The organism is Belnapia arida, from assembly GCF_016773205.1.
GTDB classification, from domain to species: Bacteria; Pseudomonadota; Alphaproteobacteria; order Acetobacterales; family Acetobacteraceae; genus Belnapia; species Belnapia arida.
The window spans coordinates 14,334-40,604 of the sequence record NZ_JAETWB010000023.1 but is presented as its reverse complement, the minus strand read 5'-3'; the positions used below and the strand labels follow the sequence as shown (position 1 = coordinate 40,604).

26 protein-coding genes and 6 pseudogenes are annotated in these 26,271 nt (G+C 64.1%); 24 read left to right on the top strand and 8 right to left on the bottom strand.

What is annotated here, in order from left to right; translation table 11 throughout:
* Positions 1–44 precede the first annotated feature (44 nt).
* The gene (locus JMJ56_RS24825) at positions 45–575 is read left to right on the top strand and encodes a VOC family protein (protein WP_202834445.1); all 531 of its coding nucleotides are present in this window, start codon (positions 45–47) and stop codon (positions 573–575) included.
* 187 nt (positions 576–762) lie between these two features.
* A complete protein-coding gene (locus tag JMJ56_RS24820) occupies positions 763–1,062 on the top strand; it encodes an EthD family reductase (RefSeq protein ID WP_202834472.1) in 300 nt (99 codons plus the stop codon).
* A 127-nt stretch (positions 1,063–1,189) separates the two neighbouring features.
* Here the strand turns inward: JMJ56_RS24820 and JMJ56_RS24815 are convergent.
* Positions 1,190–2,309 (bottom strand): annotated as a pseudogene (locus JMJ56_RS24815) (IS3 family transposase).
* On the opposite strand from JMJ56_RS24815, the gene JMJ56_RS24810 reads away from it, so the two are divergent.
* Positions 2,308–2,805: a hypothetical protein gene (locus tag JMJ56_RS24810; RefSeq protein WP_236038435.1), complete on the top strand. Its 498-nt coding sequence runs from the start codon at positions 2,308–2,310 to the stop codon at positions 2,803–2,805. The pseudogene JMJ56_RS24815 and the gene JMJ56_RS24810 overlap by 2 nt on opposite strands.
* A gap of 38 nt (positions 2,806–2,843) precedes the next feature.
* Positions 2,844–3,191, top strand: coding sequence for a hypothetical protein (locus tag JMJ56_RS24805; RefSeq protein ID WP_202834443.1), 348 nt, complete (start codon positions 2,844–2,846; stop codon positions 3,189–3,191).
* A 32-nt stretch (positions 3,192–3,223) separates the two neighbouring features.
* On the opposite strand, the gene JMJ56_RS24800 is transcribed toward JMJ56_RS24805, so the two are convergent.
* Positions 3,224–4,129, bottom strand: a complete 906-nt coding sequence (locus JMJ56_RS24800; RefSeq protein WP_202834442.1) for a LysR family transcriptional regulator — start codon at positions 4,127–4,129, stop codon at positions 3,224–3,226.
* Positions 4,130–4,329: 200 nt separating this feature from the next.
* Between JMJ56_RS24800 and JMJ56_RS24795 the strand changes: the two genes are divergently transcribed.
* The 4 genes from JMJ56_RS24795 (at position 4,330) to JMJ56_RS35635 (ending at position 7,596) form a co-directional block, all read left to right on the top strand.
* Positions 4,330–4,794, top strand: coding sequence for a YybH family protein (locus JMJ56_RS24795; protein WP_202834441.1), 465 nt, complete (start codon positions 4,330–4,332; stop codon positions 4,792–4,794).
* A 69-nt stretch (positions 4,795–4,863) separates the two neighbouring features.
* Positions 4,864–6,270, top strand: a complete 1,407-nt coding sequence (locus tag JMJ56_RS24790; RefSeq protein WP_202834471.1) for an aldehyde dehydrogenase family protein — start codon at positions 4,864–4,866, stop codon at positions 6,268–6,270.
* A gap of 59 nt (positions 6,271–6,329) precedes the next feature.
* Entirely contained in the window at positions 6,330–7,256 is a 927-nt protein-coding gene (locus JMJ56_RS24785) for an aromatic alcohol reductase (RefSeq protein ID WP_202834440.1), read from the top strand.
* Positions 7,162–7,596, top strand: coding sequence for a pyridoxal-phosphate dependent enzyme (locus tag JMJ56_RS35635; protein WP_407927946.1), 435 nt, complete (start codon positions 7,162–7,164; stop codon positions 7,594–7,596). Before JMJ56_RS24785 ends, JMJ56_RS35635 begins: the two co-directional genes overlap by 95 nt.
* Positions 7,597–7,931: 335 nt before the next feature.
* On the opposite strand, the gene JMJ56_RS24775 is transcribed toward JMJ56_RS35635, so the two are convergent.
* Positions 7,932–8,741 (bottom strand): hypothetical protein, encoded by an 810-nt coding sequence (locus tag JMJ56_RS24775; protein WP_202834438.1) that lies wholly within the window; start codon positions 8,739–8,741, stop codon positions 7,932–7,934.
* Positions 8,742–8,754: 13 nt separating this feature from the next.
* Complete coding sequence (locus JMJ56_RS24770; protein WP_202834437.1) at positions 8,755–9,189, bottom strand: ABA4-like family protein; 435 nt, start codon at positions 9,187–9,189, stop codon at positions 8,755–8,757.
* Between the two features lie 498 nt (positions 9,190–9,687).
* Here JMJ56_RS24770 and JMJ56_RS24765 point away from each other — a divergent pair, with 498 nt between their 5' ends.
* On the top strand, positions 9,688–10,401 hold the full coding sequence (locus JMJ56_RS24765) for a response regulator (RefSeq protein ID WP_202834436.1): 714 nt from the start codon (positions 9,688–9,690) through the stop codon (positions 10,399–10,401).
* Positions 10,398–11,777 (top strand): sensor histidine kinase, encoded by a 1,380-nt coding sequence (locus tag JMJ56_RS24760; RefSeq protein WP_202834435.1) that lies wholly within the window; start codon positions 10,398–10,400, stop codon positions 11,775–11,777. The genes JMJ56_RS24765 and JMJ56_RS24760 overlap by 4 nt, the downstream gene beginning before the upstream one ends.
* A 351-nt stretch (positions 11,778–12,128) precedes the next feature.
* Here JMJ56_RS24760 and JMJ56_RS24755 read toward each other — a convergent pair.
* A pseudogene (locus JMJ56_RS24755) lies at positions 12,129–12,790 on the bottom strand (IS6 family transposase).
* A 228-nt stretch (positions 12,791–13,018) separates the two neighbouring features.
* Between JMJ56_RS24755 and JMJ56_RS24750 the strand changes: the two are divergent.
* The 10 genes and pseudogenes from JMJ56_RS24750 to JMJ56_RS35620 form a co-directional block, all read left to right on the top strand.
* Positions 13,019–13,816 (top strand): MlaA family lipoprotein, encoded by a 798-nt coding sequence (locus JMJ56_RS24750; protein WP_202834434.1) that lies wholly within the window; start codon positions 13,019–13,021, stop codon positions 13,814–13,816.
* A gap of 145 nt (positions 13,817–13,961) precedes the next feature.
* Positions 13,962–15,641 carry an FAD-dependent monooxygenase gene (locus tag JMJ56_RS24745; protein WP_202834433.1) on the top strand — a complete coding sequence of 560 codons (1,680 nt, stop codon included), beginning with the start codon at positions 13,962–13,964 and terminating at the stop codon, positions 15,639–15,641.
* Positions 15,642–15,708: 67 nt separating this feature from the next.
* Complete coding sequence (locus JMJ56_RS24740; RefSeq protein ID WP_202834432.1) at positions 15,709–16,695, top strand: amidohydrolase family protein; 987 nt, start codon at positions 15,709–15,711, stop codon at positions 16,693–16,695.
* Between the two features lie 40 nt (positions 16,696–16,735).
* Positions 16,736–16,870: a hypothetical protein gene (locus JMJ56_RS34960; protein WP_268885092.1), complete on the top strand. Its 135-nt coding sequence runs from the start codon at positions 16,736–16,738 to the stop codon at positions 16,868–16,870.
* Between the two features lie 73 nt (positions 16,871–16,943).
* Positions 16,944–17,336 (top strand): transposase family protein, encoded by a 393-nt coding sequence (locus JMJ56_RS35630; RefSeq protein WP_407927945.1) that lies wholly within the window; start codon positions 16,944–16,946, stop codon positions 17,334–17,336.
* A gap of 80 nt (positions 17,337–17,416) precedes the next feature.
* Positions 17,417–17,659, top strand: a complete 243-nt coding sequence (locus JMJ56_RS24730; protein WP_202834430.1) for a transposase — start codon at positions 17,417–17,419, stop codon at positions 17,657–17,659.
* A gap of 195 nt (positions 17,660–17,854) precedes the next feature.
* Complete coding sequence (locus JMJ56_RS24725; RefSeq protein WP_202834429.1) at positions 17,855–18,067, top strand: hypothetical protein; 213 nt, start codon at positions 17,855–17,857, stop codon at positions 18,065–18,067.
* A 548-nt stretch (positions 18,068–18,615) separates the two neighbouring features.
* Entirely contained in the window at positions 18,616–20,079 is a 1,464-nt protein-coding gene (locus JMJ56_RS24720) for a cation:proton antiporter domain-containing protein (RefSeq protein WP_236038433.1), read from the top strand.
* A gap of 254 nt (positions 20,080–20,333) precedes the next feature.
* A pseudogene (locus tag JMJ56_RS35625) lies at positions 20,334–20,570 on the top strand (transposase); the annotation flags it as partial.
* A 27-nt stretch (positions 20,571–20,597) separates the two neighbouring features.
* A pseudogene (locus tag JMJ56_RS35620) lies at positions 20,598–21,113 on the top strand (transposase); the annotation flags it as partial.
* A 223-nt stretch (positions 21,114–21,336) separates the two neighbouring features.
* On the opposite strand, the gene JMJ56_RS24710 reads toward JMJ56_RS35620, so the two are convergent.
* The 3 genes from JMJ56_RS24710 to JMJ56_RS24700 all read right to left on the bottom strand — a co-directional run bounded on the left by JMJ56_RS24710 (position 21,337) and on the right by JMJ56_RS24700 (position 23,403).
* Positions 21,337–21,777, bottom strand: a complete 441-nt coding sequence (locus JMJ56_RS24710; RefSeq protein ID WP_202834428.1) for a Rossmann-fold NAD(P)-binding domain-containing protein — start codon at positions 21,775–21,777, stop codon at positions 21,337–21,339.
* Between the two features lie 190 nt (positions 21,778–21,967).
* Positions 21,968–22,840, bottom strand: a complete 873-nt coding sequence (locus tag JMJ56_RS24705) for an SDR family oxidoreductase (RefSeq protein ID WP_202834427.1) — start codon at positions 22,838–22,840, stop codon at positions 21,968–21,970.
* Positions 22,841–22,875: 35 nt separating this feature from the next.
* The gene (locus tag JMJ56_RS24700; RefSeq protein WP_202834426.1) at positions 22,876–23,403 is read right to left on the bottom strand and encodes a TetR/AcrR family transcriptional regulator; all 528 of its coding nucleotides are present in this window, start codon (positions 23,401–23,403) and stop codon (positions 22,876–22,878) included.
* Between the two features lie 217 nt (positions 23,404–23,620).
* Here JMJ56_RS24700 and JMJ56_RS24695 point away from each other — a divergent pair.
* The 4 genes and pseudogenes from JMJ56_RS24695 to tnpC form a co-directional block, all read left to right on the top strand.
* Positions 23,621–24,007, top strand: a pseudogene (locus JMJ56_RS24695) (ATP-dependent RecD-like DNA helicase); the annotation flags it as partial.
* A gap of 60 nt (positions 24,008–24,067) precedes the next feature.
* Positions 24,068–24,511, top strand: coding sequence for an IS66-like element accessory protein TnpA (gene tnpA, locus JMJ56_RS24690; protein ID WP_202834425.1), 444 nt, complete (start codon positions 24,068–24,070; stop codon positions 24,509–24,511).
* Entirely contained in the window at positions 24,508–24,864 is a 357-nt protein-coding gene (gene tnpB, locus JMJ56_RS24685; protein WP_202834424.1) for an IS66 family insertion sequence element accessory protein TnpB, read from the top strand. Before tnpA ends, tnpB begins: the two co-directional genes overlap by 4 nt.
* A 60-nt stretch (positions 24,865–24,924) precedes the next feature.
* Positions 24,925–26,246, top strand: a pseudogene (tnpC, locus tag JMJ56_RS24680) (IS66 family transposase).
* Positions 26,247–26,271: the final 25 nt, after the last annotated feature.

Here is a 26,271-nt window from a genome sequence, read left to right as displayed (position 1 = left end):
CGCAGTGTTTTGGTGAACCGATCAGATAAGAAAGGAGACTTGTCATGTCTGCACCTGTCATTCGCGGCGTCAATCATATCGGCATCACGGTGCTCGACATCGAAGCGGCAAAATCCTTCCTGGTGGAGGCTTTCGGCGGCCAGGTGATCTATCAGTCCTTCGGTCCGCAGGATCCGCCACGGCAGGGACCTGAATTCGAGCGGGCCGTTGGCGCCTTCCCCGGAACGGTCGTGCGTGCGCAGGCGATGGTCAAGATCGGAACCGGACCCGACATTGAGCTCTTCGAAATGCACAGCCCCGATCAAGCTCAGCCGGTCCGAGCGAGCGACTTCGGCATCACGCATTTCGGCATTTACACCGACGACATCGACGCATCGGTTGAGCGCTTCCAGAAGGCCGGAGGCATCCCCCTCACCGCGCCACGCGCTATTCCGTATGCCACTGAAAAGGGCCCTGGAAACAGGGTCTGCTACTGCCGCATGCCTTGGGGCACGATGATTGAATTCATCACCACGCCGGACCGCATGGCCTATCATGACCAGACTGGTTTGCGCCGGTGGCAGGACGAGGATTGAGCAGGGGCGCGGGGAGGAATCTGCATCAGCGAAGTCGCGGCGATGCCGACACTGTCGAACGCTTCGACGGGTGCGCAGCAGTGATAGCTGCCTGCCCAATACAGAGAAACATTGCATTATCCATCTGTGGCGATCTTCAGAAGATGAACCGGCGTGCTGAACAGCAGAGGAGAGACGCGTGATCAAGATGCTCGTGACGTGCAACGGGGCGCCGGGCACCCGCATGGATCGCCATTACTACGCCACCACCCACATCCAACTCGCCATACGGCTTTGGGGAAAGTATGGCCTTGAGGAGGCCTCCGCTTTCTTCCCCAGCGATGACGGAAAAGGCGTGCTGTCCATTGGCATCTACCACTTTCGCGATGCAGCGGCGATGGAAGCGGCTCTCGTGTCACCGGAGACAGCCCAAGTCATGGCGGACGTCAAGAATTTCACTGACAGCACAGTCATCGAGCGCTCAGTCTGGGCGCCAATGGCAAACTAACGTCTGGATCCGGCGGCTATCGAAGCCGCCGATGCTGGCGTCTGACCAGCCCCCACGAGGCAGTCCAGGCGGATCTTTAGTGGAACATAGCTGTGAGGCGCTTGGGTTTGGTGGTCCAGGTTCAGCGTTAGCCTTCGCCGGTCGTCGAACCCTTCGTCGACCCCCAAGAGCCTCTTTGCAATAGGTATTCCTGCGGTGTCTTCTGCCCGAGAGCCATGTGAGGGCGGCTCTCATTGTAGTCCCGGCGCCAGGCCTCGACGATGGCACGGGCCTCGGTCAGCGTCTCGAACCAGTGCAGGTTCAGGCACTCGTCCCGCAGCGAGCCGTTGAAGGTCTCGATGAAGGCATTGTCGGTCGGCTTGCCGGGCCGTGACAGGTCGATCTGCACTCCGTGGTGGTAGGCCCAGAGGTCCACCAGCTGGCTGGTGAACTCGCTGCCGTTGTCGGCAAACAGGTACTTCGGCGCACCCCGCTGCTGGACGAGGCGGTTCAGCACCTCGACCACGTGCTCGCCCTTGAGCCGCTGGCCAACCTCGATCGCCAGGCCTTCACGGCTCCAGATATCGACCACGGTCAGAGCGCGGAACTTCGTGCCCTGGCTCAGCTCGTCGTGGACGAAGTCGAGGCTCCAGGCCTCGTTGGGATGCTTGGGCACATACCGCGCCTCGCGGTGCACCACCATCTTGCGCCGCCTCGGCCGTTTGCTGCGCAAGGCAAGGCCCTCCTCGCGGTACAGCCGCCAAACCAAGTTGCGCCCTACCGTCCAGCCGTCACGCCTGAGCATGATGTGGACCCGCCGGTAGCCATAGCGGATCCGCGTCTGGGCGATCTCGTGCATGCGCTGCCGGATCTCGAGGCGTGGGTCCCTGGTGCTTGGCTTGCGCTGGGTCGATCGCTGCTGGCGCGTCAGAGAACAGGCCCGGCGCTCGCTGTAGCCGTGGCTCCGCGCCACATAGGCCACAACCTCCTTCATGAGCGCTGGCCGGGGAACTTTTTTGACAGGACATCCTGCAGCACGGCCTTGTCGAGGCTGAGCTCGGCCACCAGCCGCTTCAGCCGGGCGTTCTCCTCGGTCAGCTGCTTGAACTCCCGGACCTGGTCCGTCTCCAGCCCGGCGTACTGCTTCCTCCAGCGGTGAAGGTCTGTTCCGAGATGCCGAGCTTGCGGGTCAGCTCCGCCACCGGCAGGCCCAACTCGGCCTGCTTCAGCACCGCCACGATCTGCTCCACCGAGAACCGCCGCTTCATGGCCAATCTCCACATCCGTCATGAGGAAATCCGCCGAAACACTAACACCAGAGCTGGACCACTTTCGCCGTGTCACCTCATCTGCTGGTATGCCCAGCGTTGGAAGATCGAGTTGTTCCAAAAGGTCCTGAAGTCCGGCTGCCGCGTCGAAGCGGCACGGCTGCGGATCGCCGAGCGCCTGATCAAGTTGATTGCGCTGTTCTGCATCCTGTCGTGGCGCATTTTCTGGACCACCATGGTTGCCCGTACCGTGCCATGTGCCCCGACCAAGGCGGTGTTGACCGAAACCGAGGTCATCCTACTCGACCGCACTGTCCGGGATCGCCTGTCAACGCCTGTGGCGGCTACGCTGCCGCACTACCTCATGAAGATCGCCTGCCTCGGCGGCTATCGCGCCCGCGATCCGCCACCCGGCATCATCGTCATGTGGCGCGGTTGGTCACGCCTGACAGACATGATGCTCGGAGCTGACGCCATGCAGCAAATTTGTGGGTAATCGAAAGCGTCACCGGACGCTTACGGCCATTCCTTGTCATGGCAGAAGCGCTTCGTGCCCTATACCCGACCATGGCCCCGCCCGCGCCCCCCGAGGGGTTCATCGCGCTCTCGGACCCGAACCGGGTGCACACGGAACTGGAGGCAGCGGGCCTCTCTGCGATCGAGATCGAGGAGATGGACGCTGTCTGGGAGGGCCCTGCCGGCCCGGCCTATCTCGACGATGTTCGGGAGTTGCACGGGTACATGGGCGCGTATGCGATGCTGGGCGACGAGGAGCGTCGCCGCGTGAACGACGTGATCCTGCAAGTAGTGGATCGGATCGCCACGGGGGACCGGATCGTGCTCCGCTCCCCCGTGATCCTGGCCGTAGGGACGCGAAGGTAGTCGACTCTTCCGCCGGATGGCAGGGCCGCAGCCTACCAACTCTTCGCTTCAGACGCGATGAGCTCGATGCACCAGTCTATGAAGGCGCGGACTGCGGTCGAGAGGTGGCGGCTTTGCGGATATAGCAGCGACACGGGTACCGGCGGCGTTTCCAGGTGCGGCACTATCCGGACCAGGCGCCCGTCGGTGAGCGGGCGGCGCACCATGTAGCTCGCCACCCGGATCAGGCCCAGGCCGGCAATGCCCGCAGCGACGTATGCGTCGGTGTCATTGACCGTCACACGGGTCTTCAGGGAAACGGGATTCAGCTGATCGCCATCCTGAAATGCCCAGCTCGACGGGCGCCCGGTACGACTGTCGGCGTAGCCGACGACCAAGTGATCGCAAAGGTCCGCGATTTCGCGGGGCTGCCCGTGCCGTTCCAGATAGGCGGGTGACGCGCACATGTACCAGCGGAACGCCCCGAGGCGGCGCAGGATCAGGCTGGAAGGTTCGGGCTCTCCCGCCCGGATGACGCAGTCGATTCCCTGCTGCACGAGATCGACGACCGCATCGCCGAGCTGAAGGTCGATCTCGATATCCGGGAAACGGACGGTGAAGCGGGGAAGTGCGGGAATGATGAAATGGCGTGCTAGCGACGGCGGCATGCCGGCGCGGATCGTGCCACGAATGGTGCCCGTATCTCGCACGACCACCCCTTCGGCAGCTTCGACCTCGCGGAGGATGGCCTTGCTGCTATCGTAGTAGCGCAGCCCGGCATTGGTGATGCTGAGCGCTCGCGTCGTCCGGTTGAGGAGCTGGACGCCAAGATGCGCCTCCAGATCCTTGATCGTCTTGGTCACGGTCGAAGGGAGCACGCCGAGGGTCTCCGCGGCTCGCTTGAAGCCGCCCGCCTCCACCACTCGCGTAAACGTCTCCATCGCCTGAAGTCGGTCCATACGAGGCGCTCTTCCCATCTAAGCAGGCGGCAGCCGAGTTGCATTTCCGCAGCCCTCAACGCTCGCGCCTCCACCATTATTCGCCATTCTCGAACAATGAAGTCAAGCCGGTTGATCTTATCCGGCCCGCCAGCTCCGCCAAATAGGTGCAGGAACAGACGCACCTTCTTCGGTCCGTCTGCACGCGAAGGAGCAGCAACATGCAGCACGCAGTAACCGAGGACGGCTCCAAAAGCGGGGAAGTCCGAGCCCTCAATGATCTGACCCGCGAGTGGGTGGAGATCGGCTGGCGCCATACACTCGAGGAGCCGTTCGATTTCCGAGAGCGCCTTGCGCGCTTCTACGACTGGTCGTCCGGCGATACGCAGTTCTTCGACGATTTCGATCCGAAACGCCGCGTCAACACGGACGTCGCGCAATATGCGGCGATCTGGGACACGCGCATTCCTTCGATGCAGTCTCTGACCAACGTCACGGTCGGTAATCCACACACCCTGGTGTCCGGCGGCCTGGCGGTCACGAGCGTGCAGTTCGTCACCTCCTACACGACCGCCGATGGTGCTGTGGAGCAGGCGCAGACTCTTTCCAGCCTCGTCTGGCGACGCTCGCCCGAGGGTTGGCGCATCATCCGCGAGCACGGGAGCGGGCTCGCTATCCGCGATTAATCGGCCGGACCACCGCAGGCTCTTTCCGCGAGGCCAGATTCTTCCACCCACCAGTTCGGAGTGCTCGAAATGAAGTACCAAACAAAGCTGACCATCGACGGAGCGCTTGTCGACGGCGACCGCCCCCTTGAGGTGATCGACCCTGCCACCGGCAAGGTCTTTGTGACAGTGGGATCCGCTTCTCCGCAGCAGGCGGAGAAGGCAGTCCAGGCGGCCAAGCGGGCGCAGCCGAACTGGGAGGCGCTCGGCAGGACTGCCCGGGCCAGCATGTTGAAGGAAATCGCCGACCGCATCGAAGCCCGCGCCGACGACTTCACCGATGTCATGGTCGCCGAACAGGGCAAGCCCCGGCGTGAAGCGGCGGAGGAGACCGCCTATTCGGTCGCGTTCATCCGATACTTCGCCAGCTTGGACTTGCCGAATCGGCTCCTCTCGGTGCCGACCAGCGGCAGGGTGGAGCTGCGGCACCGCCCGCTCGGCGTGGTCGTTGGGATTAGCCCGTGGAACTTCCCGCTGCTGATCCCTGCGGCCAAGATCGCGCCGGCGCTGCTGACCGGCAACACGATGGTGGTGAAGCCGGCGCCCACCACGCCGATCCTGGCGCTCATGCTCGGCGAGATTGCAGCAGCCATTCTTCCGCCCGGCGTTCTGAACGTCATCACGGACAAGAACGACCTCGGCGACCTGCTCACCTCCCATCCGGAAGTCGCCAAGGTGACCTTCACCGGCTCGACCGCGACCGGGCGCAAGATCATGGCGAACGCCGCCCCGACCCTCAAGCGCCTGACGCTGGAACTCGGCGGCAACGATGCGGCGATCGTCCTCGACGATGTGGATGTTGAGAAGACGGCGGAGCGCATCTTCGCGGCGGCGTTTTTCAACACCGGCCAGGCCTGCCTTGCAATCAAGCGCGTCTACGTCCCCGATGCGATCTACGACGAGTTCAGCGAGGCGGTTGCCCGCCATGCCCGTGAGGCGATCGTTGGCCCCGGAAGCAGCCCCGGCACGCGCATCGGGCCCTTGCAGAACCGGCAGCAGTTCGAAAAAGCGCAGTATTATCTCGACGTGGCGCGCAGAGATGGGCGCATCATCCCGGGCGGCGAGGTTCGCCACGGTGACGGCTACTTCATCGCCCCTACCGTCGTGCGCGACATCGACGACACTAGCCAGCTCGTCAGCCAGGAACAGTTCTCGCCAATCCTGCCGATCGTGCGGGTGGCGGACGGCGAGGATGCCCTCCGCCGTGCCAATGCCAGCGACTTCGGTCTCGGCGGCTCGGTGTGGTCAGGCGATGCGACCCGCGCCAGGGCTCTCGCGGGCCGGATGCAGTCTGGAACAGTGTGGGTGAACCAGCACCTGAACTTCGGCCCCGAAATCCCGCTTGCGGGCGCCAAGCAATCGGGCATCGGAGTCGAGTGGGCGGAGCTCGGCCTCGCCGAATTCTGCCAGATCAACGTCATCAACCAAGTCGCCTGACAGGCTTCACGGAACCCTGTCGAACATCCATCAGGCGGACAACAGTCAAAGGATTTGAAATGACCGGTACCAAAGTAGATTTGAACGGCATTCTGGTGCTCGGCGCCGGGCAGCTCGGAATGACCGTCCTGCGGGCGCTCGCGCCGCGCCTTCAAGCAGCGAAGCACACGCTGACCGTACTTATCGCTCCAGCAGTTTTGGACGCCCCGTCCGGACAGGACGCCGCGAATCTCGCTGAGTTGTGCAAGCTTGGCGTCGAGACCATTGGACATGATCTCGCTGCCGATGAGCAGTCGCTGGCCGGCCTGTTCCGGCGGTTCCGCACTATCGTGAACTGCACCGGCTTCGTCGTTGGTCCAGGGACTCAACTGAGGATCACGCGCGCGGCGCTTGCGGCTGGCGTAAAGCGCTACTTCCCGTGGCAGTTCGGCGTCGACTACGACGTCGTCGGACGTGGGAGCGGCCAGCCCGTCTTCGACGAGCAGTACGAGGTTCGCGAGTTGCTCCGCGGTCAGTCCGGCACCGAATGGGTGATCGTCTCGACGGGCATGTTCACCAGCTTCCTGTTCGAACCGGCGTTCGACGTCGTCAATCTGCAGCGCGGGACGGTTCACGGGCTCGGCAGCTGGGATACGAGGGTCACGGTGACGACACCGGAGGATGTGGGCAAGCTCACCACCGAGATCCTGCTCGCCAAACCGCGCATCGCCGATCAGGTCGTCTATGTTGCGGGCGACACCATCTCTTACGGGCATTTGGCTGAGGTGGTCGAGCGGGTCACCGGCCGGGCGTTCGAGAAGGTGGAATGGACTCTTGGCAAGCTGCGTGCCGATCTCGCGGCCGCCCCCGATGACGTGATGACCCGCTATCGTGCAGCGTTCGCCCTGGGTGATGGCATGTGGTGGGAAAAATCCACGACCTACAACGAGCGCCAAGGGTTCAGGACCGTTGATGTCGAGGAGTATCTGCGCGCGCGGCTTAGCTGATCCTCTACCGATCTTGCCGGTGCTCGCCCTCGGGGCACCGGCTCCTCCAAACGAGGAACCCACCCGCGGCTTCCCCCATGGAAGACTTTCCCATGGAAGAGGATGCGAGCTCGGCTTCAGCCTTGCGCAGCGCTTCGTCGAGCAAACGCTCCTAGTGACGGAGGAGACTATCCGGCGAGCACAGCGGCTGCTGTGGGAAGAGATGGGCATTATGGCAGAGCCCGACGGAGCGGTCGCCTTGGCCACCTTGCTCGACAGCTCCTACGCCCCAGCGCCCGGCGAACAAGTCGGAGTCGTCGTATGCGGCGGCAATACGGACCCGGCTGCCCTACTTACCTGATCAGACCTGCGGAAGTCGGTGTCCATGTCCGCTTTCGAAAAGTCCGTAAGCCTGCCGTAACCCCGGCATGGGTGCACAGTCGACGGTCCCAAACGCGGGCCCACAAGGAAGAACATCTTTGCATCGGTCAAGGTTTAAGCGCAAGCCACATGGGAGCCCGCTGTCGCTTGCAAGCGCTCACTGGCATGACTGAGGCCTACCGCATGTTTAGATGCCCCCTGTGGGATCTCGATCCGCTGGAGCTGCGGCTTCGCAGTTAGACTGCCATCGATCGTCCAGCGACAAGCTCTGATCGCATCCGGCCACCAACAGTATCGATGTACCAACGCTGCGCCTCAGCCGAGCGGGATAAAGGGGTGCCCGGCAAGCGCCTGGATGAGCAGGCCTACTGTTGCTGCTGACCAGAGCAGAGAGGCAGCCACGAGGGCAGAGCGTGCACTCCGGGTGGTCCGGGCACAAAGCGCGAGGCCGAGCAGTGGGAGAAACTGCGCAGCATGCAAGCCTACGAAGTGCGCAGCCCGTATATCTCCGGCCGTACCGGACCAGCCGAACAGCGGGATGCTGAGCCCGGCATCGCCGACGCTACCCACGACTGCGCCATTGTTGAGTGAGATGGCCCAGCCCGTGACCAGCCCTGCGATGCCGGAGATGAGCAGCCCAAGCCCGACAGCGAGGCTGACAAGGCGGGGCACCTCGGGAGCCGGATGCCGCAGCGCCAGCACGCCGAACAGCGCGGTCGCCAGGACGATGAACGTCGCACCGATGCCCATCAACACGTACATGGCCAGATCGAATGCGCTGGTAGCGAAGTGCGAGGGCAGGCCGCGCCCCCCTTGTACCGTGATCCAGCAGACCTCGAACAACAACATGGCCGAAAAAATCAGCAGTACCACCCTGACCGTGCGGCCCTCCCGCACGCGGCGCTCGATTACACCGAGCGCCAGGGCGACGGTCAGCACATGCACAGCGAGGGACAGCTGAAACTTGAAGGGCTTGAGCCAGACTGAAACCCCGACAATGGTCCGGCCGTCCAGGGCTAAGCCGAAAAGGGTCGGTACGGCCATAGCGAGGAAGAGCAGGCCAAGCGACGTGGCCAGAAGCTCGCGCCGGAGCAGCAGCGCAACATGGGCGATGGTGTCGGACATGGATGAACCCCCGTCAAGCGTTGTGAAACCTCGGGCGCAGCAGCGCGGTGCCAGCAATGGACACGAGCAGCCCGACTGGCCCGAACAGGAAGACCAGAGGCAGCGCCGGGAGCAGCAACCAGCGCGTCAGGCCGCGGCGATCCACCTCGTCGGCGATCCAGCCGCCGATCAGCAGGTCGAAGGCGAGGTAGTGTGCCCAACCGGCCAGCAGCATGCGCGGGTCTTCGAACAGGTGGGCGACCGCGACGAGGGTGTCGTAGCCGCCCTCCGTGTCCGGCCAGGCGACAGCCACAAGCGCCGTGTAGAAGACCGACAGCGAAACCGGCACGACGCGGCCGGCAACGCCGACCCGCAACCAGGACTGGCCCGTGAGAATGCCGAGGATCAGCGACGCCCATCCGGCCAAGGCCACCGTGTTGGCAATCTGGAACAAGTTGTCGGGGTTCATGTGTGTTGCTTTCAGCGCGGCTCTGACGCGTGTTGGTCGGCCGCCCCGCTGCAGGCCACCAGCCGCCGGCGCGGGAGGCCGGCAGTCGGTAGCCGTGCCGCTTGGTCACCGCTGGCAGCCGAAGGCTGGCTCGTCGAGGTGGGGGCAAGCTTGCCGGAACTCGCCCCGGCATATCCCGACACGACGGCGGGGCGGACGCTCATGACACCGGACCAGCCGGTGGCGGGATCGGAGTTCGAGCTCTGCTGCGCCTGGGCCGGGGGAGTGGTGAGCAGCTGCGCGGTAAATAGCAACGGTAACCGAAGGCCGAAGACGGAGAGCGCACGGAGGCTGAACAACATGGGAGGATGCTCCTGTTCATGGGAGGCATCCTTAGGCGCCGGCTTTTGCGGGATGATGTAGGGGTTCTGTCAGCGCCGCCACTGTGTGTCAGGGCTGAAACAAAGCTGTTAAAACTTGGTTATACGGAGACGTGGCTCGGGCGGTAAAAGGAAAGGTATGACGCAAATGCCGCACGTGCTGATCGTGGATGACGACGAGGACATCTTGTCGTTGCTGACGCAGTTCCTGCAGAACCAGGGCTGCCAGGTTGCCGTGGCCCGGCGAGGCGAGGAGATGTTCTCGCTGCTGGATACCCAGGCCGTCAGCGTCGTTATCCTCGACGTGATGCTACGTCGTGAGAACGGCTTCGACCTGTGCCGCCAGCTTCGCACCCGGTCGTCCGTGCCGGTGATCATGCTGACCGCGGTGGGCGAACATACTGATCGTGTGGTTGGCCTGGAGATCGGCGCCGACGACTACGTAACCAAGCCGTTCAATGCGCGAGAGCTGCTGGCTCGCATCAAGGCGGTGCTGCGCCGGGCCGAAATACCTGCGCCCCCCCAGGATGCGAGGCCGATGCTGAGCTTCGGTTGCTGGCGGCTAGACATCGCGCGGCGGGAACTCCGCTCGGACGACAACACCTTGATATTCCTGTCGGGAGGCGAATTCGACCTGCTGTTGGCCTTCGCCGAACATCCGCAGCGCGTGTTGACCCGTGACATGCTGCTGGATTTTACCCGTGGCGATGCCAGCGCGCCGTTTGACCGCAGCATCGACGTGCAGATCAGCCGGCTGCGCCGCAAGCTGGAAGCTGATCCGAAGAGCCCCGACCTGATCCGCACCGTGCGCAACGGCGGCTACATCCTGATGGCCCAGGTGCGGCGGACATGAGGCTGCAGCATTGGCTCGGCGACACCATCGCCCGACGCTTTGTCTCAACCATCTTGCTGGCCTTCGGCGCGACGCTGCTGATGAACGCGCTGTTCGTAAGCTTCGCCGGGGTCTGGGGGCAACAGTCGCTGTCGGAAGCCGGGCTGCTGAACAGTGCGACTACGGCAGTGCGCATCATGGAAGCCCAGCCCCGGGAGGCGCGGCCGGCCATTGCGGCAGCTGCGGGCACGGCGGACTACCGACTGACCTGGTACCCCGGCGACATGCCGCTCCGGATCACGGCGCGACTGCGCGACAACTTTAGTGAGGCGCTTCCCTCGCTCCAAGCCCTGTTCGGCGACACGCCCCGGAGCATCATCTTCTTTGCTTCCGACAGTCCTGAGATGAACGAGGCACGGTTTGAGTTTGAAGCGGCCCGTGGCGCGAAAGCCCACTTCATGGGGGTCCAGCTGCTCGATCATTCATGGGCTATTTTTACGGTGCCGGAATGGCGTTGGGGCCTTACCTCCAGGATGCGCACGGCGATGGAGCTCGCCTTCGCCCTCGCATCTGTCCTGCTCCTTGCCATGGTCACGGCGCGCAACCTGGCCCGGCCGATCGAGCGACTGGCCGCGGCGGTACGGCGTTTCGGAACCGATCCGCTGGCGCCGCCGATCCCGCCCGTCGGGCCGGCCGAGCTGCGCGGCACGATCGAGGCTTTCAACGCCATGCAGGCCCGGATCAGCCGCTTCGTGCAGGACCGCACGGTGATGTTGGCGGCAATCTCGCACGACCTCCGCACGCCCTTAACCCGCATGCGTCTGGTCGCTGAATTCACTGCTGAGCCCCATCAGGGCAAGCTCTTCCGCTATGTCGACGAGATGCAGGAGATGGTCGATTCCGCACTGACCTTTTTCCGAGACGATGCCAGCCAGGAGCCTTTCACCCGCTTCGATCTGCCGGAGCTGCTGAAATCCATCATCGACGACTACGGCGATCAGGGGATCGCGCTCCGCTACGAGGGGCCCGATCGTGGCACGCATCACGGCCGTCCTCATGCTTTGAGGCGAGCCTTCGGGAACCTGATCGAGAACGCTGTGAAGTACGCGACACCACCGACGGTTTGTCTGCGCTTGGCGAGAGGACATGCGGAAGTTAGCATCCGTGATGAGGGGCCTGGCTTGCCTGAGGAGGCCTTGGAGCAGGCCTTTGCCCCATACCATCGGCTTGAAACTTCCCGAAACCGCGCCAGCGGGGGCGTCGGGCTAGGCCTCACCGCGGTGCGAAGCATCGTTCGGGCGCACGGCGGTGAGGTTCGGCTGGTCAACCGACCATCCGGTGGGCTTGAAGCCCGCGTCGACCTGCCCAAAGCGCAACAAGACACCGCAGGCGGGTGAGTCGGCGACGGCTGTCGCGGCTTGGCGGCTTACGTTGAAGGGAGGCTGTAATGGCGCTGAAGCGCATTTGGCGCCGCCTCCCCGGGCAGCTAACCGGCTGGTGGATTCTTAACACTACGGGACCGAGTGCACGGTCGGAGGTAGGGCAAACTGCAAGCTTTGAAGTCTAACCAACCAGAGTCTCGAACATCGAAACTCCGCTGACTTTCAGGCGACAAGTTGGTTCCCGATGCCGTTTGGTGGCATTGCCAACTTGTTGGACTGCGTGACGCGCGGAGCTTTGCGGCGATCCGTCGCGCGACATCATGCTGCCGCTTGGACGCGCGTCTCCTCCCGCCACAGTTGGAAGGCCTAGTTACGGGCATGCCGATACTCACCAGCGGTCATTAGATGTCGACGTGGACGGAAATGACCGTAGATCATAGCGTGAGATGACAGGAAGCGCTGCGCCTGCGCCGGTGACTTGAAGCGCTGCATCTGCCGCTCCCGCCGACGCGTCGGCCGGTGCGAGTTCTCAGCACGGTTGTTCAGATACCGGCTGGTCCGGTGCTGCACCTCGGGCATTACCTCGCGGTGCGCGACACCGTAGCTGCGGAGGCCATCGGTGACGAGGCGCCGCGGCCTGTACTTCAGGCCGACGAGCAGGTGCTTGAAGAAGCGCTTTGCAGCCGTAGCATTCCAGCGGCCCTGCACCAAGATGTCGAGCACGACGCCGTGCTGGTCGACCGCGCGCCAGAGATAGTGCAGCTCGCCGCCAATCTTCAGGAACACCTCATCGAGGTGCCAGGTGTCGCCCGACTTGGGTCGGCGCTGGCGGAGCTTGCGAGCAAAGCCGGCGCCGAACTTGCGGCACCATTGCCTGATGCTCTCGTGGGTGACGACAATGCCCGCTCGGCCAAGAGCAACTCCACCTCGCGCAGGCTCAGGCCGAATACGTGATACAGCCAGACTGCGTAGCTGATGATCGCGGCCGGGAAGCGATAGCCGGGGAAAGTCGCAGGCTCGGGCGTCATCTCGTCATCCTGGCCCGCCCCCTCGGCAAAGCCAGGAGCCGTCAAGTTGGCAATGCCCGTTTGGTAGCTGACCTCGCTTGCGTCGATTGAGGGCTCTCACCCGGCGTACGACAGGAATCCATTAGCCATGTTTCAGACTGGTCACATGGTATCACGCCCGCAAAAAGGGGCTCATTAGGCAGCAAAGCGAGCACTCTAGAACTCTCCTGGTCTGACAGGAGCTTCCAGATGTTCATAACGAGCCGTGTCTTCCTCGCCGCATCCCTGGTGCTGCCGCTCACCATGATGGCAGGTTGTGCCAGCAGATCCGGCGAGATGGTTGGATCCCCCAGCGAGGTCAGCGATCCTGCTGAACCGGTGAACCGAGTTGTGTTCGCCGGCAACCATTTCTTGGATCGCAATATCGTGGCGCCCATAGCCAGAGGCTACCGTGACCACATTCCAGCCCCCGTGCGGAACTCCGTAAGGAACTTCTCGTCCAATCTCGTCGAGCCCAGGGTGCTCGTGAATGACCTGCTTCAAGGCAACGTCACGCGCGGCTGGAACACGACGCAGCGTTTCGCAGTTAACTCCACCATTGGCGCAGCGGGCCTGTTCGATGTGGCGACCGCGTGGGGACTACCAGGGCATCAAGCCGATTTCGGCCAGACCTTCGGTGTCTGGGGCGTAGGGCCTGGGCCAGCCGTGCAACTCCCGCTGCTGGGGCCGACCAACCTTCGTGACACCGTGGGCACGGTAGCTGGTTTCGTCGCCAATCCGCTCAGCGTCGTGGGGAGCGATATCATCGAAGCCGTGGCCCTGGTTGGAACAGGCGCCGGAGTTATCGACAGCCGTGCTGGCGCCCTGGAAGCGACCGATGGCCTCGAAGCGTCATCACTCGACTATTACGCCGCACTGCGTAGCGCACAGGCGCAGCGTCGCGCCGCATTGGTCGCAGAAGGCATACGTGGCGAGGTGGTCGTTCCCCCACGTGGATTGCGGCGGACATCTGGCGCGACGGAGCCCAATGCTCCGGTACAGCCCTGATGGAAGACGCTCCGTTGGCAGACACCAGAACACTTGCGGCTCCTTCGAGGCCGTCGATCACCATCTCCAGCCTCTCTCCAAAAACGCCGCAGCAGCGTCTCGACGAATCAATCGAACGTATGCCTACCGAGCAGGAAGACTGATCATGTCTATCGCACAGCATCCACCAGCTTACGATACCGATGTGATCGTCGTTGGCGCAGGACCGGTCGGCCTCACAACTGGCTGTGCCCTGCGTCACCACGGCATCAACTGCCTAGTTCTCGAAGAGCGTACCGGAACCATAGCATACTCACGTGCCAACAATCTCTGGGCGCGGCCGCAGGAGCTTCTGGCCAGCATCGGCATCCGCGACGCCCTGGCGGAGCAATCCTACAGCATTCGCATGATCAATACGCTTATCAACGGCGTGCCGACCGCCCCACTTCTGATCGACCAAGTCGCCAGTCCCTATCCGCAGGTCCTTTACAGTGGGCAGGACGTCATAGAAAAAACGTTGATCGAGATGTTCGAAAAGCGTGGCGGTACGCTCGATCGAGGCTGCAAGGTTGTTGGCATCGTTGCAGATGAAGCGGGCGTGACGGTCACGTTCAAACGGGACTGCAACGCGATGGAGGAGCAGCGGCGTGGTCGCTACCTCGTGGCCGCCGATGGCGCCAAGAGCACTATACGGCCGCTTGTCGGCCTGGATTTCGTACCGGAGCGTTTTGAAGGTCGTATCAACCGTCAAGTGGACGCGCGTCTGTCGTGGCGCCGTTCGACCGAGCCGGACCAGCTCTGGTTCTTCTACTACGAGCAGGGCTTTTGTGGCGTGCTTCCGGTCTGGGGTGGCTACCATCGGCTATTCTTCCTCCAGGACGATGCTGGCGTGCCTGACCGTGATCCAACGCTTGAGGAGATTGAGGCCCTGGGGCGTGCCGTGACGGGGGACGAGACGCTGACCCTCACCGACCCAATCTGGTTCAGCCACAGCCGTTTTCAGTTCGGGGTTTCTCCAGGCTATGCACGAGGGCGCGTGTTCCTTGCCGGTGACGCCGGGCACCTGTCCTTGCCAATTGGTGGCCAGGGCATGAACGCCGGCTTTCACGACGCGGTCGAGATCGCTTGGCGGCTAGCTATGACGTTGCGGGGCGAAGCCGAACCCGTGGTCCTCGCCTCCTACGACGGCGAGCGTGGGAGAGAGCATGTCCGTCTCAGCGACCAGCAGGCGAAGGGCTTCCGGCGCGTGGTCTACCGCGGTGCACTTACCGATACCGCGCTGGAACTCGCTGCCAAGTTGCTGCCAACCATCGGCTCGCTGATCCAGGGGACCGGCGACCTTCAGCAAATGACGGTCGAATACCCTAGGAGCCTGCTCAACGAGGACCATCTTTCTGGGGTGGGCCACCTATTGCGGAAGCACGGAGCGCGGCCGGGCGAACGCGCTCCGGATGCGGAGGTCACTCACGAGGCAGAAACCACGACGCTTTTCCAAATTCTCTATAATCCGGATGGTCACACAACAGGCTGGGCTTTGCTCTGTTTTGATGGACGATCACCCGACGCGCGAGTGCTGTTGCTCGCGGCGATCCAGCACGTCGCTTTTTGGAAGTGCGTACGACCGCGTTTGGTACTTGCTGGTCCGCTGTTCACCAGCGGCGACGCACTTGTCCTGTCCGATCTCGATGGCAAGGCGCACGGAGCCTATGGATTGGAAGGAGAGACTACTCTCGTACTGATCCGTCCGGACGGGCACATCGCCTTCCGTGGCGCGGCCGACGAGCCACATCGCTTGGCCGCCTACTGCCGGAAGGTGTTCGGAGAGCCGCCCATGACGGCGCCGTGATCGGCGCTGGTTACTGGAGGGCGGGCCATACGGCCCGATCCCGAACGGCGGGTGGGAGTGACAGAATATGCGGATCGTAGCGCTTGAGGAGCACTTCTCGATGCGGGAAGTGCGGGAGGCGGAATTGTGGCTCGCTCCTTCGCCGCAGGATAACAGTAGGGCACCGCTTATGAGCGATTGTGAGACGGGCGCGGGGCTCGACGATCTTTCCGCGGCTCGCATCGCGCGCATGGACGCGGCCGGCGTAGACGTGGCGGTGCTCTCCCTGGCCACGCCGGGCGTGCAGAACCTCGACGCGTCGGATGCGGTGCCGCTCGCGTGCAGCACGAACGACCGTCTCGCGGACGCCGTGCGCCGGCATCCCAATCGATTCGAAGGCTTTGCGACCTTGCCGACGCCTGACCCGGAGGCGGCTGCACGGGAGTTGGAACGCGCCGTCACGGTGCTGGGCTTCCGGGGTGCGATGCTCCACGGGCGCACGCGGGACCGCAACCTCGACCACCCTGACTTCCTCCCGATCCTAGAGGCCGCTGCAGCGCTCCGCGTGCCGCTCTACATCCACCCTCAGATCCCGCAGCCCGCGGTGTACGAGGCCCTTTACGCCGGCTACGGTGACGAGCTGAGCCTCCATTTCGCTACTGGCGGTCTCGGCTGGCATGTCGAGGCGGGCATTCAGGCGTTGCGGCTCATCCTCGCAGGAACCTTTGATCGCCTCCCGGGGCTTCAAGTCATCCTCGGGCACTGGGGCGAGGTCGTGCTGTTCTACCTTGAACGGGTAAACGTGCTGTCGAAGGTGGCGCGGCACCTGCAGCGGCCCGTTGCGGACTATGCGCGATCGAACCTGCACGTTACGCCGGGCGGGATCCTCAGCCCGCGTTACTTGTCCTGGGCAATCGATATCGTCGGCGCCGACCGCATCCTCTTCGCCACGGACGACCCCTACGTCGCATTCTCCAATGGAGGCGCGCGGCGCTTTCTGGAGCAAGCGGACCTCAGCCTCGACGACCGGACGCGCATCGCTCACGGGAACTGGGACCGGCTCTGCGCACGCTGACGTTCCCCCAACCCTCGCACGAGCATCCAAACGACCCAACATGAGCGGACGGTTCAGCGGCAAGGTCGCCCTCGTCAGGGAGATCGCCAACTGCATCGGGAAGGTGATCGCCATGTGCCTCGCGAACGAGGGTGCGATGGTCGTGCCCAGGGTGCGCCGGATGCATTGGAATTGACCCGGATTGATGGCTCTTCCGCAGAAAGCATGGTTGATGCTGTTAGCCTGCATGTTCGGCGGGCTTCGATGTGATGCCAAGGGTTGCACGGTCTGGAATGATGGACCTTCATCTCCTGCCCGAATACCGCATTGGGGAGACCACCGCTGCGCGCGAGCACATCCAAATTGTCGCTGGCGCTCAGCAACGGAGTGGCCGCTGCCCGGACTGTGGCCAGCCGAGCCATGCTGTCCACAGCCGAACGGTGCGACGCCCCGCCGATCTGCCCTGCCTTGGCCGCCAGGTCCGCCTCGAACTGGCGGTGAGGCGTTTGTACTGCCGCAATCCGGCATGCTCGCGGCGGACCTTTGCTGAGCGGCTGCCCAGCCTGATCGCGCCGCGGGCGCAGCGCACGGACCGGCTGGCGACGGCACAGGGCTGGGTTGGCATTGCCATAGGCAGTGAGGCAGGTGCGCGCATGCTGTAGGGGGTCGGCATGCCAACGAGCGGCGACACGGTGCTGCGCCTGGTCGCCGCTTACCCTCGCCGCGCCGCCCGGCGACTCATGTGCTCGGCGTCGACGGCTGGGCCCGGCGCAAGGGCGAGACCTATGGAACGATCCTGGTCCGCCTGAAGCGGCATCGCGTGGTCGACCTGCCGCCGGACCGGAACGCCCCGACGCTGGCCGACTGGCGTCAGCGCCACCGTGGGATCCGGGCCGTCGCCCGTGACCGCTCGACCGAGTACGTCCTCGGCATTGGGCCTGGGGCGCCGCAAGCCGTGCAGATAGCAGATCGGTGGCTGGCTTAGATCCCTGGCAGGCTCCGGCGCCTACCACTGATCCCGGGTCAGCCAGCCGACCCGGCGCGGCGGCTGAGCGCGTTCCCACACAGCCGGGTCGAACGAGCGGCCAGTGCCGAGAGCCGGGCGCACTGGAAGGCATTCTACAAGGAGGACCAGCGCCGCATCGCCGGCGGCGAGTCGCTGCTCACTATCAGGACGCACATGGCGCGGGCTCGCGGGACGGTGTGGAAGTTCGCCGATGGCGAGAGCTTTGCAGAGCGTTCCGTCTGGACTGCCACTCCCAACATCCTAAATCCCCATCTCGACTACCTGGAGACACGCCTCGCGGCTGGCTGCGAGAACGCGATGGCGCTGTGGCACGAACTGCGTGACCACGGCTTCTGCAGAGCGGCGCATCAGGCCGCCGCTGGCTGAGCCCGCGCCGCACGACACGCTCGGATCACATGCCTCTGTGCGAGGGAGGAGCGTCGGCAACCACGCCATCTCCAACGGCTGGCAGCGATCTCGCCACCATTCTTGGTGCTATGTCGGATCCGCCGGTGGGCTATGTACCTGGTTGCACGATAGAGGCATCACTTCTAAGGCGACGGCGCGGGTCGACGTTATGTGTGCCGTCGCCGCAATGACGCTTCTGCCGCATGGGCACCAACGCCAGCCGAGGCGAGGGTCGAGACACTTGAAATGTGTCTGGTCCAACATTTCACTGCTGGACGCACATAACTGCAGCATCGTGCCGAAACGTGTTCCGTCTATCTCTGCGCCTGTCGCAACAGGAGATACGGGGATGGATATGCCCAGCAATACGAATGACTGGCAATTAGGCAAACGCAGCACCGCAGAGTGCGCAACGTCGTCCGACCGCAGTGCTGTTCACTTCGGCCCTGGCGCTTGCCGCAGGCGTTGTCGAAGGAGACCGAGAGCCGCCGAGCCTCCGTCCCACGAGGGTGTCTGCGAAGTGAGCCATGCGCCGCTTCGACGGCAGCCTATGGCTTCCCGATGGCATGACCGCAATCGCTTCGGTCGGTCCAATGCACTTGAATCATTCGCGTATGGAGAATGGTGTGGTCACGACGGTAGGGATTGGCGCCATGCTCCACGATAGCCCACTGATCGCGGTCCTAGTGATCGGCCTAGGCCTCGCCTTCGTCCTGGGTGCGGTGGCGAACCGCCTGAGGACGTCATTGCTGGCCGGATATCTGCTGGCCGGTGTGGCGATCGGACCGTTCACGCCGGGTTTCGTAGGTGACCAGGGGCTCGCGCTGCAGCTCGGCGAGATCGGCGTATTGCTGCTCATGTTTGGGGTAGGCCTGCATTTCTCAGTGCGGGATCTGATGAAGGTTCGCGCCGTTGCGGTTCCGGGTGCGCTGGTCCAGATCACCCTGGCGACCCTGATGGGCGAAGGGTTGGGTTGGATGTTGGGTTTGGACTTGGGTGCCGGGCTGGTGTTCGGCCTATCCTTGAGCATTGCAAGCACCGTCGTGCTGCTTCGCACTCTGCATGAAAGGCAGTTGATGGGGAGCGAGGCTGGGCACATCGCCGTCGCTTGGCTAGTGATCCAGGATTTCGTGACCGTGCTAGCACTCGTGCTGCTGCCGGTCTTAGCGCCCCTGTTAAAAAACGACGGGTCAGACACTGCAACCTTGGCCGAGCTCGGGTTGACCGGTGTCGTGACGGTGGCCAAGGTCGCTGCGTTTGTCGCCTTGATGCTGCTGGTGGGCCAGCGGGTGATCCGGTTCGTGCTACACGCCGTGGTCCACACGGGCTCACGCGAGCTGTTCTGCCTTGCTGTGCTGGCGGTCGTCTTGGGTGCGGCGTTTGTCGGATCGGAGGTGTTCGGGGTGTCTTTCGCCCTTGGTGCCTTCGTCGTCGGCATGGTGTTGAGCGGGTCCAAGCTCAGCCCTCGCATTGCAGAAGAGACGCTGCCGCTCCGCAACGCATTCTCGGCCCTGTTCTTCGTATCGATTGGCATGCTGTTTGATCCGACGGTGCTGCTACGCGACCCGCTCTCGCTGCTGATTGTCCTTTCCGTGGTGCTCATCGGCACGCCCATCGCGTCGTTCCTGGTCCTGCGGGCACTGGACCAACCCCTTGGCGCCGCGCTGATGATTGCGATCGGGCTCGCACAGATCGGCGAGTTCTCGTTCATTCTGGTGGGGCTTGGGGTCGGGCTGGATCTGCTGGGCGAGCCTATTCGCGATTTGATCCTCGGTGCGTCGATCCTGTCGATCTTCCTCAACCCGGTGCTGTTTTTCATGGTCGGGCGCCTCAAGCCGTGGATCGACCGGAGGGAGGCGACTTCATCCAATCGGACGAACCGTTCCTTGCTGGTCACGGCCGAAGATGGGTTCAGGACACAAAAGTGCGTCTCGACTTTGCGCATAGGAGCTGGGCGACGCGCTGGCCGAGTGCTTCCCCAGGAAGGGTAACGGGGGCGCGCCATTCGAAACAGCGGGATGTGTGTGCGAGGAAGAGGCCGGTGAAGCCGAGCGCGATCTAGGATGGGCTCTCGACTTCATGGCGCGGCGAATGGTTCCGCTACCTGGTGCAGAACTGGCCGGCCTACGAGGCTGGCCTGACGCGGCGTGTCGACCTGGCGCTCTGGCTCGATGAGGATGCCCTGACCGAATGGCAAGCACCGCGGCGAAGCACGCCCAGCGGCCAAGCCTGATACTCGGATGCGGCGATCGAGATGGTGTTGATGCTGCGGCTCGTCTTCCACCTTGTCCTGCACCAGGCTGAGGGTTTCGCCACGAGCATGCTGCGGCTGCTCGGGCTGGCACTGCGCGTCTCGGACCATACGACCTTGAGCCGGCGCAGCCGCAGCTTTGCCAGGCGACAGTCCAAGATGGTGCCGAACGGCCCGCTGCATCTGCTGATCGACAGCACCGACGTGAAGCTCTTCGGCCAGGACGAGTAGGATGAGGAAAAGCACGGCCGTGCGCGCCAGTCCTGGCGCAAGCAGCACCTTGCCGTGGACACTGGCACCGGTGAAATCGTCTCCTGCTTGCTGCCCGACAACGCCGCCGGTAATGCCGGTCAAGTACCGGCGCTGCTCGTGCCGATCGAGGACGAGATTGCATCCGTGATGGCAGACGGTGCGCATGACGGTGAGCCGGTGTACCAGGCCATTGCCAGTCACCAGCGCGATCCGCCGCCAGACGTCGTCGTCCCGCCGCGTGCCTCAGCCGTGCCGACGAGCACAGAGAATGCCGAGGCGCAGAGCCGACGCGATCGCCACATCTGGCTCATCGCGGAGCAGGACCGCATGGCTTGGCAGAAGGCGACCGGCTACGGCCGGCGCAGTCTCGCGGAAAACGCAGTCGGTAGATACAAGGCGATCATCGGGCCTAAGCTGCGCGCCCGCCTCTTGCCGGCGCAGCGAGGCGAAGTTGCCATGGCCGCCGCGGTGCTCAACCGCATGATCCGCGCTGCGAAGCCAGTCTCCACTCGCGTCGCGTGATACATCGGACCGGACGGGGCCAGTCCTGGTTGCTTACCCGTAACCGCGCAGCAGCGCCACGCTGGCACCAAAAGTCCGAGCAATAGTGGATCACCTTGGGTCAGCGCTCGACGCTGCGGGCTAATCAGAACTCCGCGCTGCTGCCACCATCTCATTCCCAAATGGGAAGGTACAGCGGGATATGCACCGCGTACCCAGCATATTCCGAGATGGAGGAAGGATATCAGCCTGCGGGGAAAGGTTTTCGACGGTGTCGGCCACTTTTTGCCCGAAAGGCCGCCCTTCCGTTCCGCGGATACAGACCGCGACTTTGCCTCACAACCGGAAAATGAATGAAGAAGGGATGTTGGCGACGATCTGCGCCGTGCCGTTCATCAGGGCGCTGTTGCTCACGATCTTCGCCAAGCACGCTTGGACGAATCATCGTCAATGGCAGAAATCCGAGCTTCTTTAACTCGGATTCCAGCTCGCCCTTGGTACGCGTATAGACGAAGCGCGAGCGGGGATTTGCTCCCAGCGACGAGGTTAGCGCGAAATGCGTTGCACCATGGGCCTGCGCATGGCTCGCGACGGCAAGCGGATAGTCGTAGTTGATCGTCCTGTAGGCGGAAGGCAACCTGGTCGTGGCGCGCGTCGTCCCGAGCGCACTGACGACACCGTCCACGCACCACCAGTTGGCCTGATCGGCATCTCGGAAAAGTCGATCACGATGTTTTCCTGTCTGGCACGGAGTGCGACCGGCCGGCGCGTCAAGGCAATCACCTGGCTGATCCGCTGAACAGCGAGCGCCTTCTCTACGACCTGCTTTCCGACCAGCCCAGTGGCGCCGACGATCAGGAGTTTCGTTATGGTTACTATCTCTCGGGTTGATGCGACTTGAGGTCGCGGGCGAGAATGCGGTCGAGCATCCGGTCCGGCAGGAGCCGGGTGAGCCGGACGAGTATCGCCGTGTTGCGGCCGATGGTGTAGCGGGTACGAGGCCGCGTGCTGGTGATCGCGTCAGCGATGATCCGGCCGGCTTCCCCGGGGGCCGCTCCCCCGGGGATCGACGCCTTCGCCTGGGAGATGACGGAATGCATGAGCGTGGCGTAGCGGCCTCGCTGCTCGGTGGTCATTTCGCCAATGATGCGCTCACCCCTGACATCGACTTGGCCGAGCATTTCTGTCGTCACAGCGCCCGGTTCGATCACGATGACCTTTACCCCGAGCGGCTCGACTTCCCGGCGTAGCGCGTCGCTGACCGCTTCGATGGCGAACTTTGTGCCCGCATAGGGACCGTAGGTCGCCATCGCCACCTTGCCCCCGATGGAAGAGATATTCACGACGGTCCCACGGCTCGCGATGAGCATGGGCAACAGCGCTTGAATCATCGCAACGTGGCCGAACAGGTTGACCTCGAACAGCCGCCGCCACTCGGATAATGGATGGGTCTCTACGGGCGCGTTGACTGCCATGCCCGCGTTGTTGACCAGCGCGCGCAGCGGGCGGCGCTCGGGATCTTCGGCGACGCGCTTTACGAGTGCTGTGATCGCGGCCTCGTCGGTGATGTCGAGGATGATCGGCTCAAGGTTCGCGTCCCGGATAGCGTCCGCGTCCTTCGCCTGGCGCACGCCAGCAAGGACATGGAAGCCACGCTTGGCAATCTCCTGCGCGGTGGCGGCACCGATCCCTTTAGATGCGCCGGTTACGACAGCGATGCCACGATGTTCTATGTAGTGGTTGCTCATGTCTGTCCAGTCGCTCTTTAAATGGATAAATGAACTCAGGTGAGGATGCGCCAAAGCGCCTCGAAGCCGGCGGCATCGTGCTTCTCGGCACTGGCGGGATCCTGCGTCATGTAGTCGACCGTCGCATCGACTATGCCGGTCACCAGCGAGGCGACGAACATCAGCGGGGCGTCGCGCAAAGCCCCACTTGCGCGGCTCCGATCCAGAAGAGCCGCGACGTCCGCATAGGACTTGCTTGCAGCTTCATGGCTCTCTGCCGTCACCTCGTGTGAGACACCCAAGTGCGCCAGGGCTCTGCGCTCCTGCGGGTGATCTATCGCCCAGCGCAGCCACCCCTTCCAGACATGCCGCACCTGCTCCCGCGTATCGGCTTCGGTTGGAAGATCGGTCGTGGTCGCTGCGGCCATCTCTGCCTTCAATTCGATGTAGAGCTGGTTCAGCAGGTCGGCCTTGGTCGCAAAATAGGTGAACAACGCCCCGTTCGAAACGCCTGCTTCCTTGCCGATCATCGCGGTAGGCGCGCTGAGTCCTTGCGCGGCGATGATCTTGATCGCCGCGGTCATGATCGCGTTGCGCTTCTCGTCACTCCTTGGTCTTGCCATCGGTCACTCTCCACCATGCCTTTTATAGGAGAGCGACCAGTCGGTCAAATGGCGCTATGTCAGGCTCAACCATAGTTCGCAAAGCGCTACGAGCTGATCGCATTCGGTGCCGGCGCGTGGATTTGCACAGCGCAAGCTATCCAAAGAGGTCCATAAGAGCTGTAGCTGCTACAGGGTCAAGCTGCTGACCGTGGTGCGCGAGCGCATCCCGACGCGGTTTGGGCTCGATCCGATCCGGGACGTCCAGGTGCTATGCCCGATAAACCGGGGCGGACTGGGCGCACGGGCGCTCAACATCGAGCTGCAGCAGGCGCTCAACCCGCCGGGCGAGCTTCGGGTCGAGCGCTTTGGCTGGACCTACTGCCTTGGCGACAAGGTCATGCAGATGGCCAACAGCTATGACCGCGAGGTGTTCAACGGCGATCTCGGCGTGATCACCGGCATCGACCTGGAAGCCGGTGAGCTCACCGCCAGCTTCGACGGCCAGCCGGTGACCTACGGCTTTGGTGAGTTGGACGAGCTGGTACTGGCCTACGCCACGACCATCCACAGTAAGCGAAGCTCTGCGGCCCTTCTTGTTTGAGGTGAGATAGGTGGTGAGATCGGCCATCGCGGAGGGCGGGCGATGGCGCAGACGAGGGCTAGCACTGGTGCGGGCACTGGTGCGGAGATAGTGGCGACGGAGCGGGTGGAGATTGTCACTCGCGGCGAGCGGCGTCGAAGCTACACACCGGAGGACAAGGCGCGGCTGCTGGCTGAGACGGCGGAGCCAGGGGCGCGGGTGCTCGAAGTGGCGCGGCGGCATGGCATCTCGCCGAGCCTACTGCATCGCTGGCGGCGCGAGGCGGAAGGTCGTCCGCTTCGCAAGATGACGCGGTCCTTGCCGAGGCTTGTGCCGTTGTTGGTGGAGGCGCCTGGGGCAGCGTCGTCGTCGTGCACGACGGCTGCGACGAACGGCGCGGTGGGGGCGACGATCGAGGTAGTGCTGCGCAACGGCCGGGTGCTGCGGGTCGGCGCGGCATCAGACGTGGCGGTTGTTGCTCGGCTCGCCCAGGTGCTCGAGGCGTGATTGCGCTGCCGCCAGGCGCACGCATCCTGCTGGCGACGCAGCCCGTTGACTTTCGCAAGGGAGCGCATGGCCTCGCGGCGCTGGCGGCCGAGGCTCTGGGCGAAGATCCGTTCTCGGGCGTGGTCATCGTGTTCCGCTCGAAGCGCGCGGACCGGGTCAAGATCCTGCTCTGGGACACGTCGGGACTGGTGCTGATCTGGAAGCAGCTGGAGGGCAGTGCGTTCCGCTGGCCGCCGATCGTGGACGGGGTGATGCGGTTGACCCCAGCCGAGTTCGCGGCGCTGTTTGCCGGACTGGATTGGACGCGCATGGAAACACCAAAACGGATTCCCAGGCCCACAGCGGTTGCTTAGACTCAGGCTATGAGCGCTGCCGGTGCCGACGCGGAGACCTTGCCCGACGATCCGGCGGTGCTGCGTGCGCTGCTGGCCGAGGCGCGATCCCGGTGCGCGACGCTGGAGGCGGAGCGGGCCACGCTCGAGATGCAGAATGATCGGCTCCGGCACCTGCTGCTGAAGCTGAAGCGCATGCAGTTTGGGCGGAAGTCGGAGCGGCTGCCGCAAGAGCAGCTCGAGCTCGGGCTGGTCGACCTCGAGACTGCCATAGCCGCGGCTGAGGCGGACGCTGGGAAGCGAGACCCGGAGGGACGCCAGGAGCGGGCCGCGAAGCGCCGGGCCAGCCGCGGGGCGCTGCCCGCCCATCTGCCGCGCCTCGAGGTGGTGGTTGTGCCGGACAGTGCAGCCTGCGCCTGCTGCGGCGGCACAATGGTGGAGATCGGCGCCGACACCTCGGAGCGGCTTGACGTGATCCCCGCCCAGTTCCGGGTAATCGTGACGCGGCGCCCGAAGCTGGCCTGCCGCGCCTGCGAGGGCGTTGTGGTGCAGGCGCCGGCGCCAGCGCGGCTGATCGAGGGTGGGCTGCCGACCGAGACCACCGTGCCCATCCTCGACCCCGGGCGCGGCCGGACCAAGACTGGCTGGTTCTGGACGGTGGCGCGCGATGACCGGCCTTGGGGCGGCACGGAGCCGCCCGCGGTGGTCTACACCTACGCCCCGAGCCGCGCCCATGAGCATGCCCGCACCCTCCTGGGCGGCTACCGTGGCATCCTGCAGTGCGACGGCTATGGCGCTTACAAAACCTTGGCCAAGCCCGGCGCGGGCCCGGCGGCGATCGCCTATTGCTGGTCGCATGTGCGCCGGGGTTCTACGACCAGGCGCGCACTGGAGCGGCTCCGGTCGCCACCGAGGCACTGCAGCGGATCGCCGCCCTCTACGCGATCGAGGCCGAGATCCGTGGCAAGGCGCCGGAGCTGCGCCTTGCCGCGCGGCAGGCCCGCAGCCGCCCCCTCGTCGGAGACCTGTTCGGCTGGTTCGAGGCGCAGCTCGCCCACCTACCCGGCAGCAGCAAGACCGCCGAGGCGATCCGCTACGCGCTGAACCACCGCGACGGGTTGGAGCAGTTCCTGCAGGACGGGCGCATCGAGGTGGATACAAACACCGTCGAACGCGCCGCCCGGCCCGTGGCGCTCAGCCGGAAGAACGCGCTGTTTGCGGGCAGCGACGAAGGCGCCGAAAACTGGGCCGCCGTCGCATCCCTGATCGAGACGTGCAAGATGAATGGTGTCGATCCGCAGCGCTACCTCGCTGATCTCCTGATCCGCCTCGTGAACGGCTGGCCGCAGGCGCGCATCGACGAGCTCATGCCCTGGCACTGGGGCACTGCCAAAACTGCCTGACCGTCAACACCAAAGACCAAGGGCC

Bases quoted from the DNA above. Each gene is read 5' to 3' on its own strand.
- JMJ56_RS24825 (WP_202834445.1), top strand. From the start codon at position 45: ATGTCTGCACCTGTCATTCGCGGCGTCAATCATATCGGCATCACGGTG.
- JMJ56_RS24820 (WP_202834472.1), top strand. From the start codon at position 763: ATGCTCGTGACGTGCAACGGGGCGCCGGGCACCCGCATGGATCGCCAT.
- JMJ56_RS24810 (WP_236038435.1), top strand. From the start codon at position 2,308: ATGGCCAATCTCCACATCCGTCATGAGGAAATCCGCCGAAACACTAAC.
- JMJ56_RS24805 (WP_202834443.1), top strand. From the start codon at position 2,844: ATGGCAGAAGCGCTTCGTGCCCTATACCCGACCATGGCCCCGCCCGCG.
- JMJ56_RS24800 (WP_202834442.1), bottom strand. From the start codon at position 4,129: ATGGACCGACTTCAGGCGATGGAGACGTTTACGCGAGTGGTGGAGGCG.
- JMJ56_RS24795 (WP_202834441.1), top strand. From the start codon at position 4,330: ATGCAGCACGCAGTAACCGAGGACGGCTCCAAAAGCGGGGAAGTCCGA.
- JMJ56_RS24790 (WP_202834471.1), top strand. From the start codon at position 4,864: ATGAAGTACCAAACAAAGCTGACCATCGACGGAGCGCTTGTCGACGGC.
- JMJ56_RS24785 (WP_202834440.1), top strand. From the start codon at position 6,330: ATGACCGGTACCAAAGTAGATTTGAACGGCATTCTGGTGCTCGGCGCC.
- JMJ56_RS35635 (WP_407927946.1), top strand. From the start codon at position 7,162: ATGGCATGTGGTGGGAAAAATCCACGACCTACAACGAGCGCCAAGGGT.
- JMJ56_RS24775 (WP_202834438.1), bottom strand. From the start codon at position 8,741: ATGTCCGACACCATCGCCCATGTTGCGCTGCTGCTCCGGCGCGAGCTT.
- JMJ56_RS24770 (WP_202834437.1), bottom strand. From the start codon at position 9,189: ATGAACCCCGACAACTTGTTCCAGATTGCCAACACGGTGGCCTTGGCC.
- JMJ56_RS24765 (WP_202834436.1), top strand. From the start codon at position 9,688: ATGACGCAAATGCCGCACGTGCTGATCGTGGATGACGACGAGGACATC.
- JMJ56_RS24760 (WP_202834435.1), top strand. From the start codon at position 10,398: ATGAGGCTGCAGCATTGGCTCGGCGACACCATCGCCCGACGCTTTGTC.
- JMJ56_RS24750 (WP_202834434.1), top strand. From the start codon at position 13,019: ATGTTCATAACGAGCCGTGTCTTCCTCGCCGCATCCCTGGTGCTGCCG.
- JMJ56_RS24745 (WP_202834433.1), top strand. From the start codon at position 13,962: ATGTCTATCGCACAGCATCCACCAGCTTACGATACCGATGTGATCGTC.
- JMJ56_RS24740 (WP_202834432.1), top strand. From the start codon at position 15,709: ATGCGGATCGTAGCGCTTGAGGAGCACTTCTCGATGCGGGAAGTGCGG.
- JMJ56_RS34960 (WP_268885092.1), top strand. From the start codon at position 16,736: ATGAGCGGACGGTTCAGCGGCAAGGTCGCCCTCGTCAGGGAGATCGCC.
- JMJ56_RS35630 (WP_407927945.1), top strand. From the start codon at position 16,944: ATGCCAAGGGTTGCACGGTCTGGAATGATGGACCTTCATCTCCTGCCC.
- JMJ56_RS24725 (WP_202834429.1), top strand. From the start codon at position 17,855: ATGGCGCGGGCTCGCGGGACGGTGTGGAAGTTCGCCGATGGCGAGAGC.
- JMJ56_RS24720 (WP_236038433.1), top strand. From the start codon at position 18,616: ATGCGCCGCTTCGACGGCAGCCTATGGCTTCCCGATGGCATGACCGCA.
- JMJ56_RS24705 (WP_202834427.1), bottom strand. From the start codon at position 22,840: ATGAGCAACCACTACATAGAACATCGTGGCATCGCTGTCGTAACCGGC.
- JMJ56_RS24700 (WP_202834426.1), bottom strand. From the start codon at position 23,403: ATGACCGCGGCGATCAAGATCATCGCCGCGCAAGGACTCAGCGCGCCT.
- tnpA (WP_202834425.1), top strand. From the start codon at position 24,068: ATGGCGCAGACGAGGGCTAGCACTGGTGCGGGCACTGGTGCGGAGATA.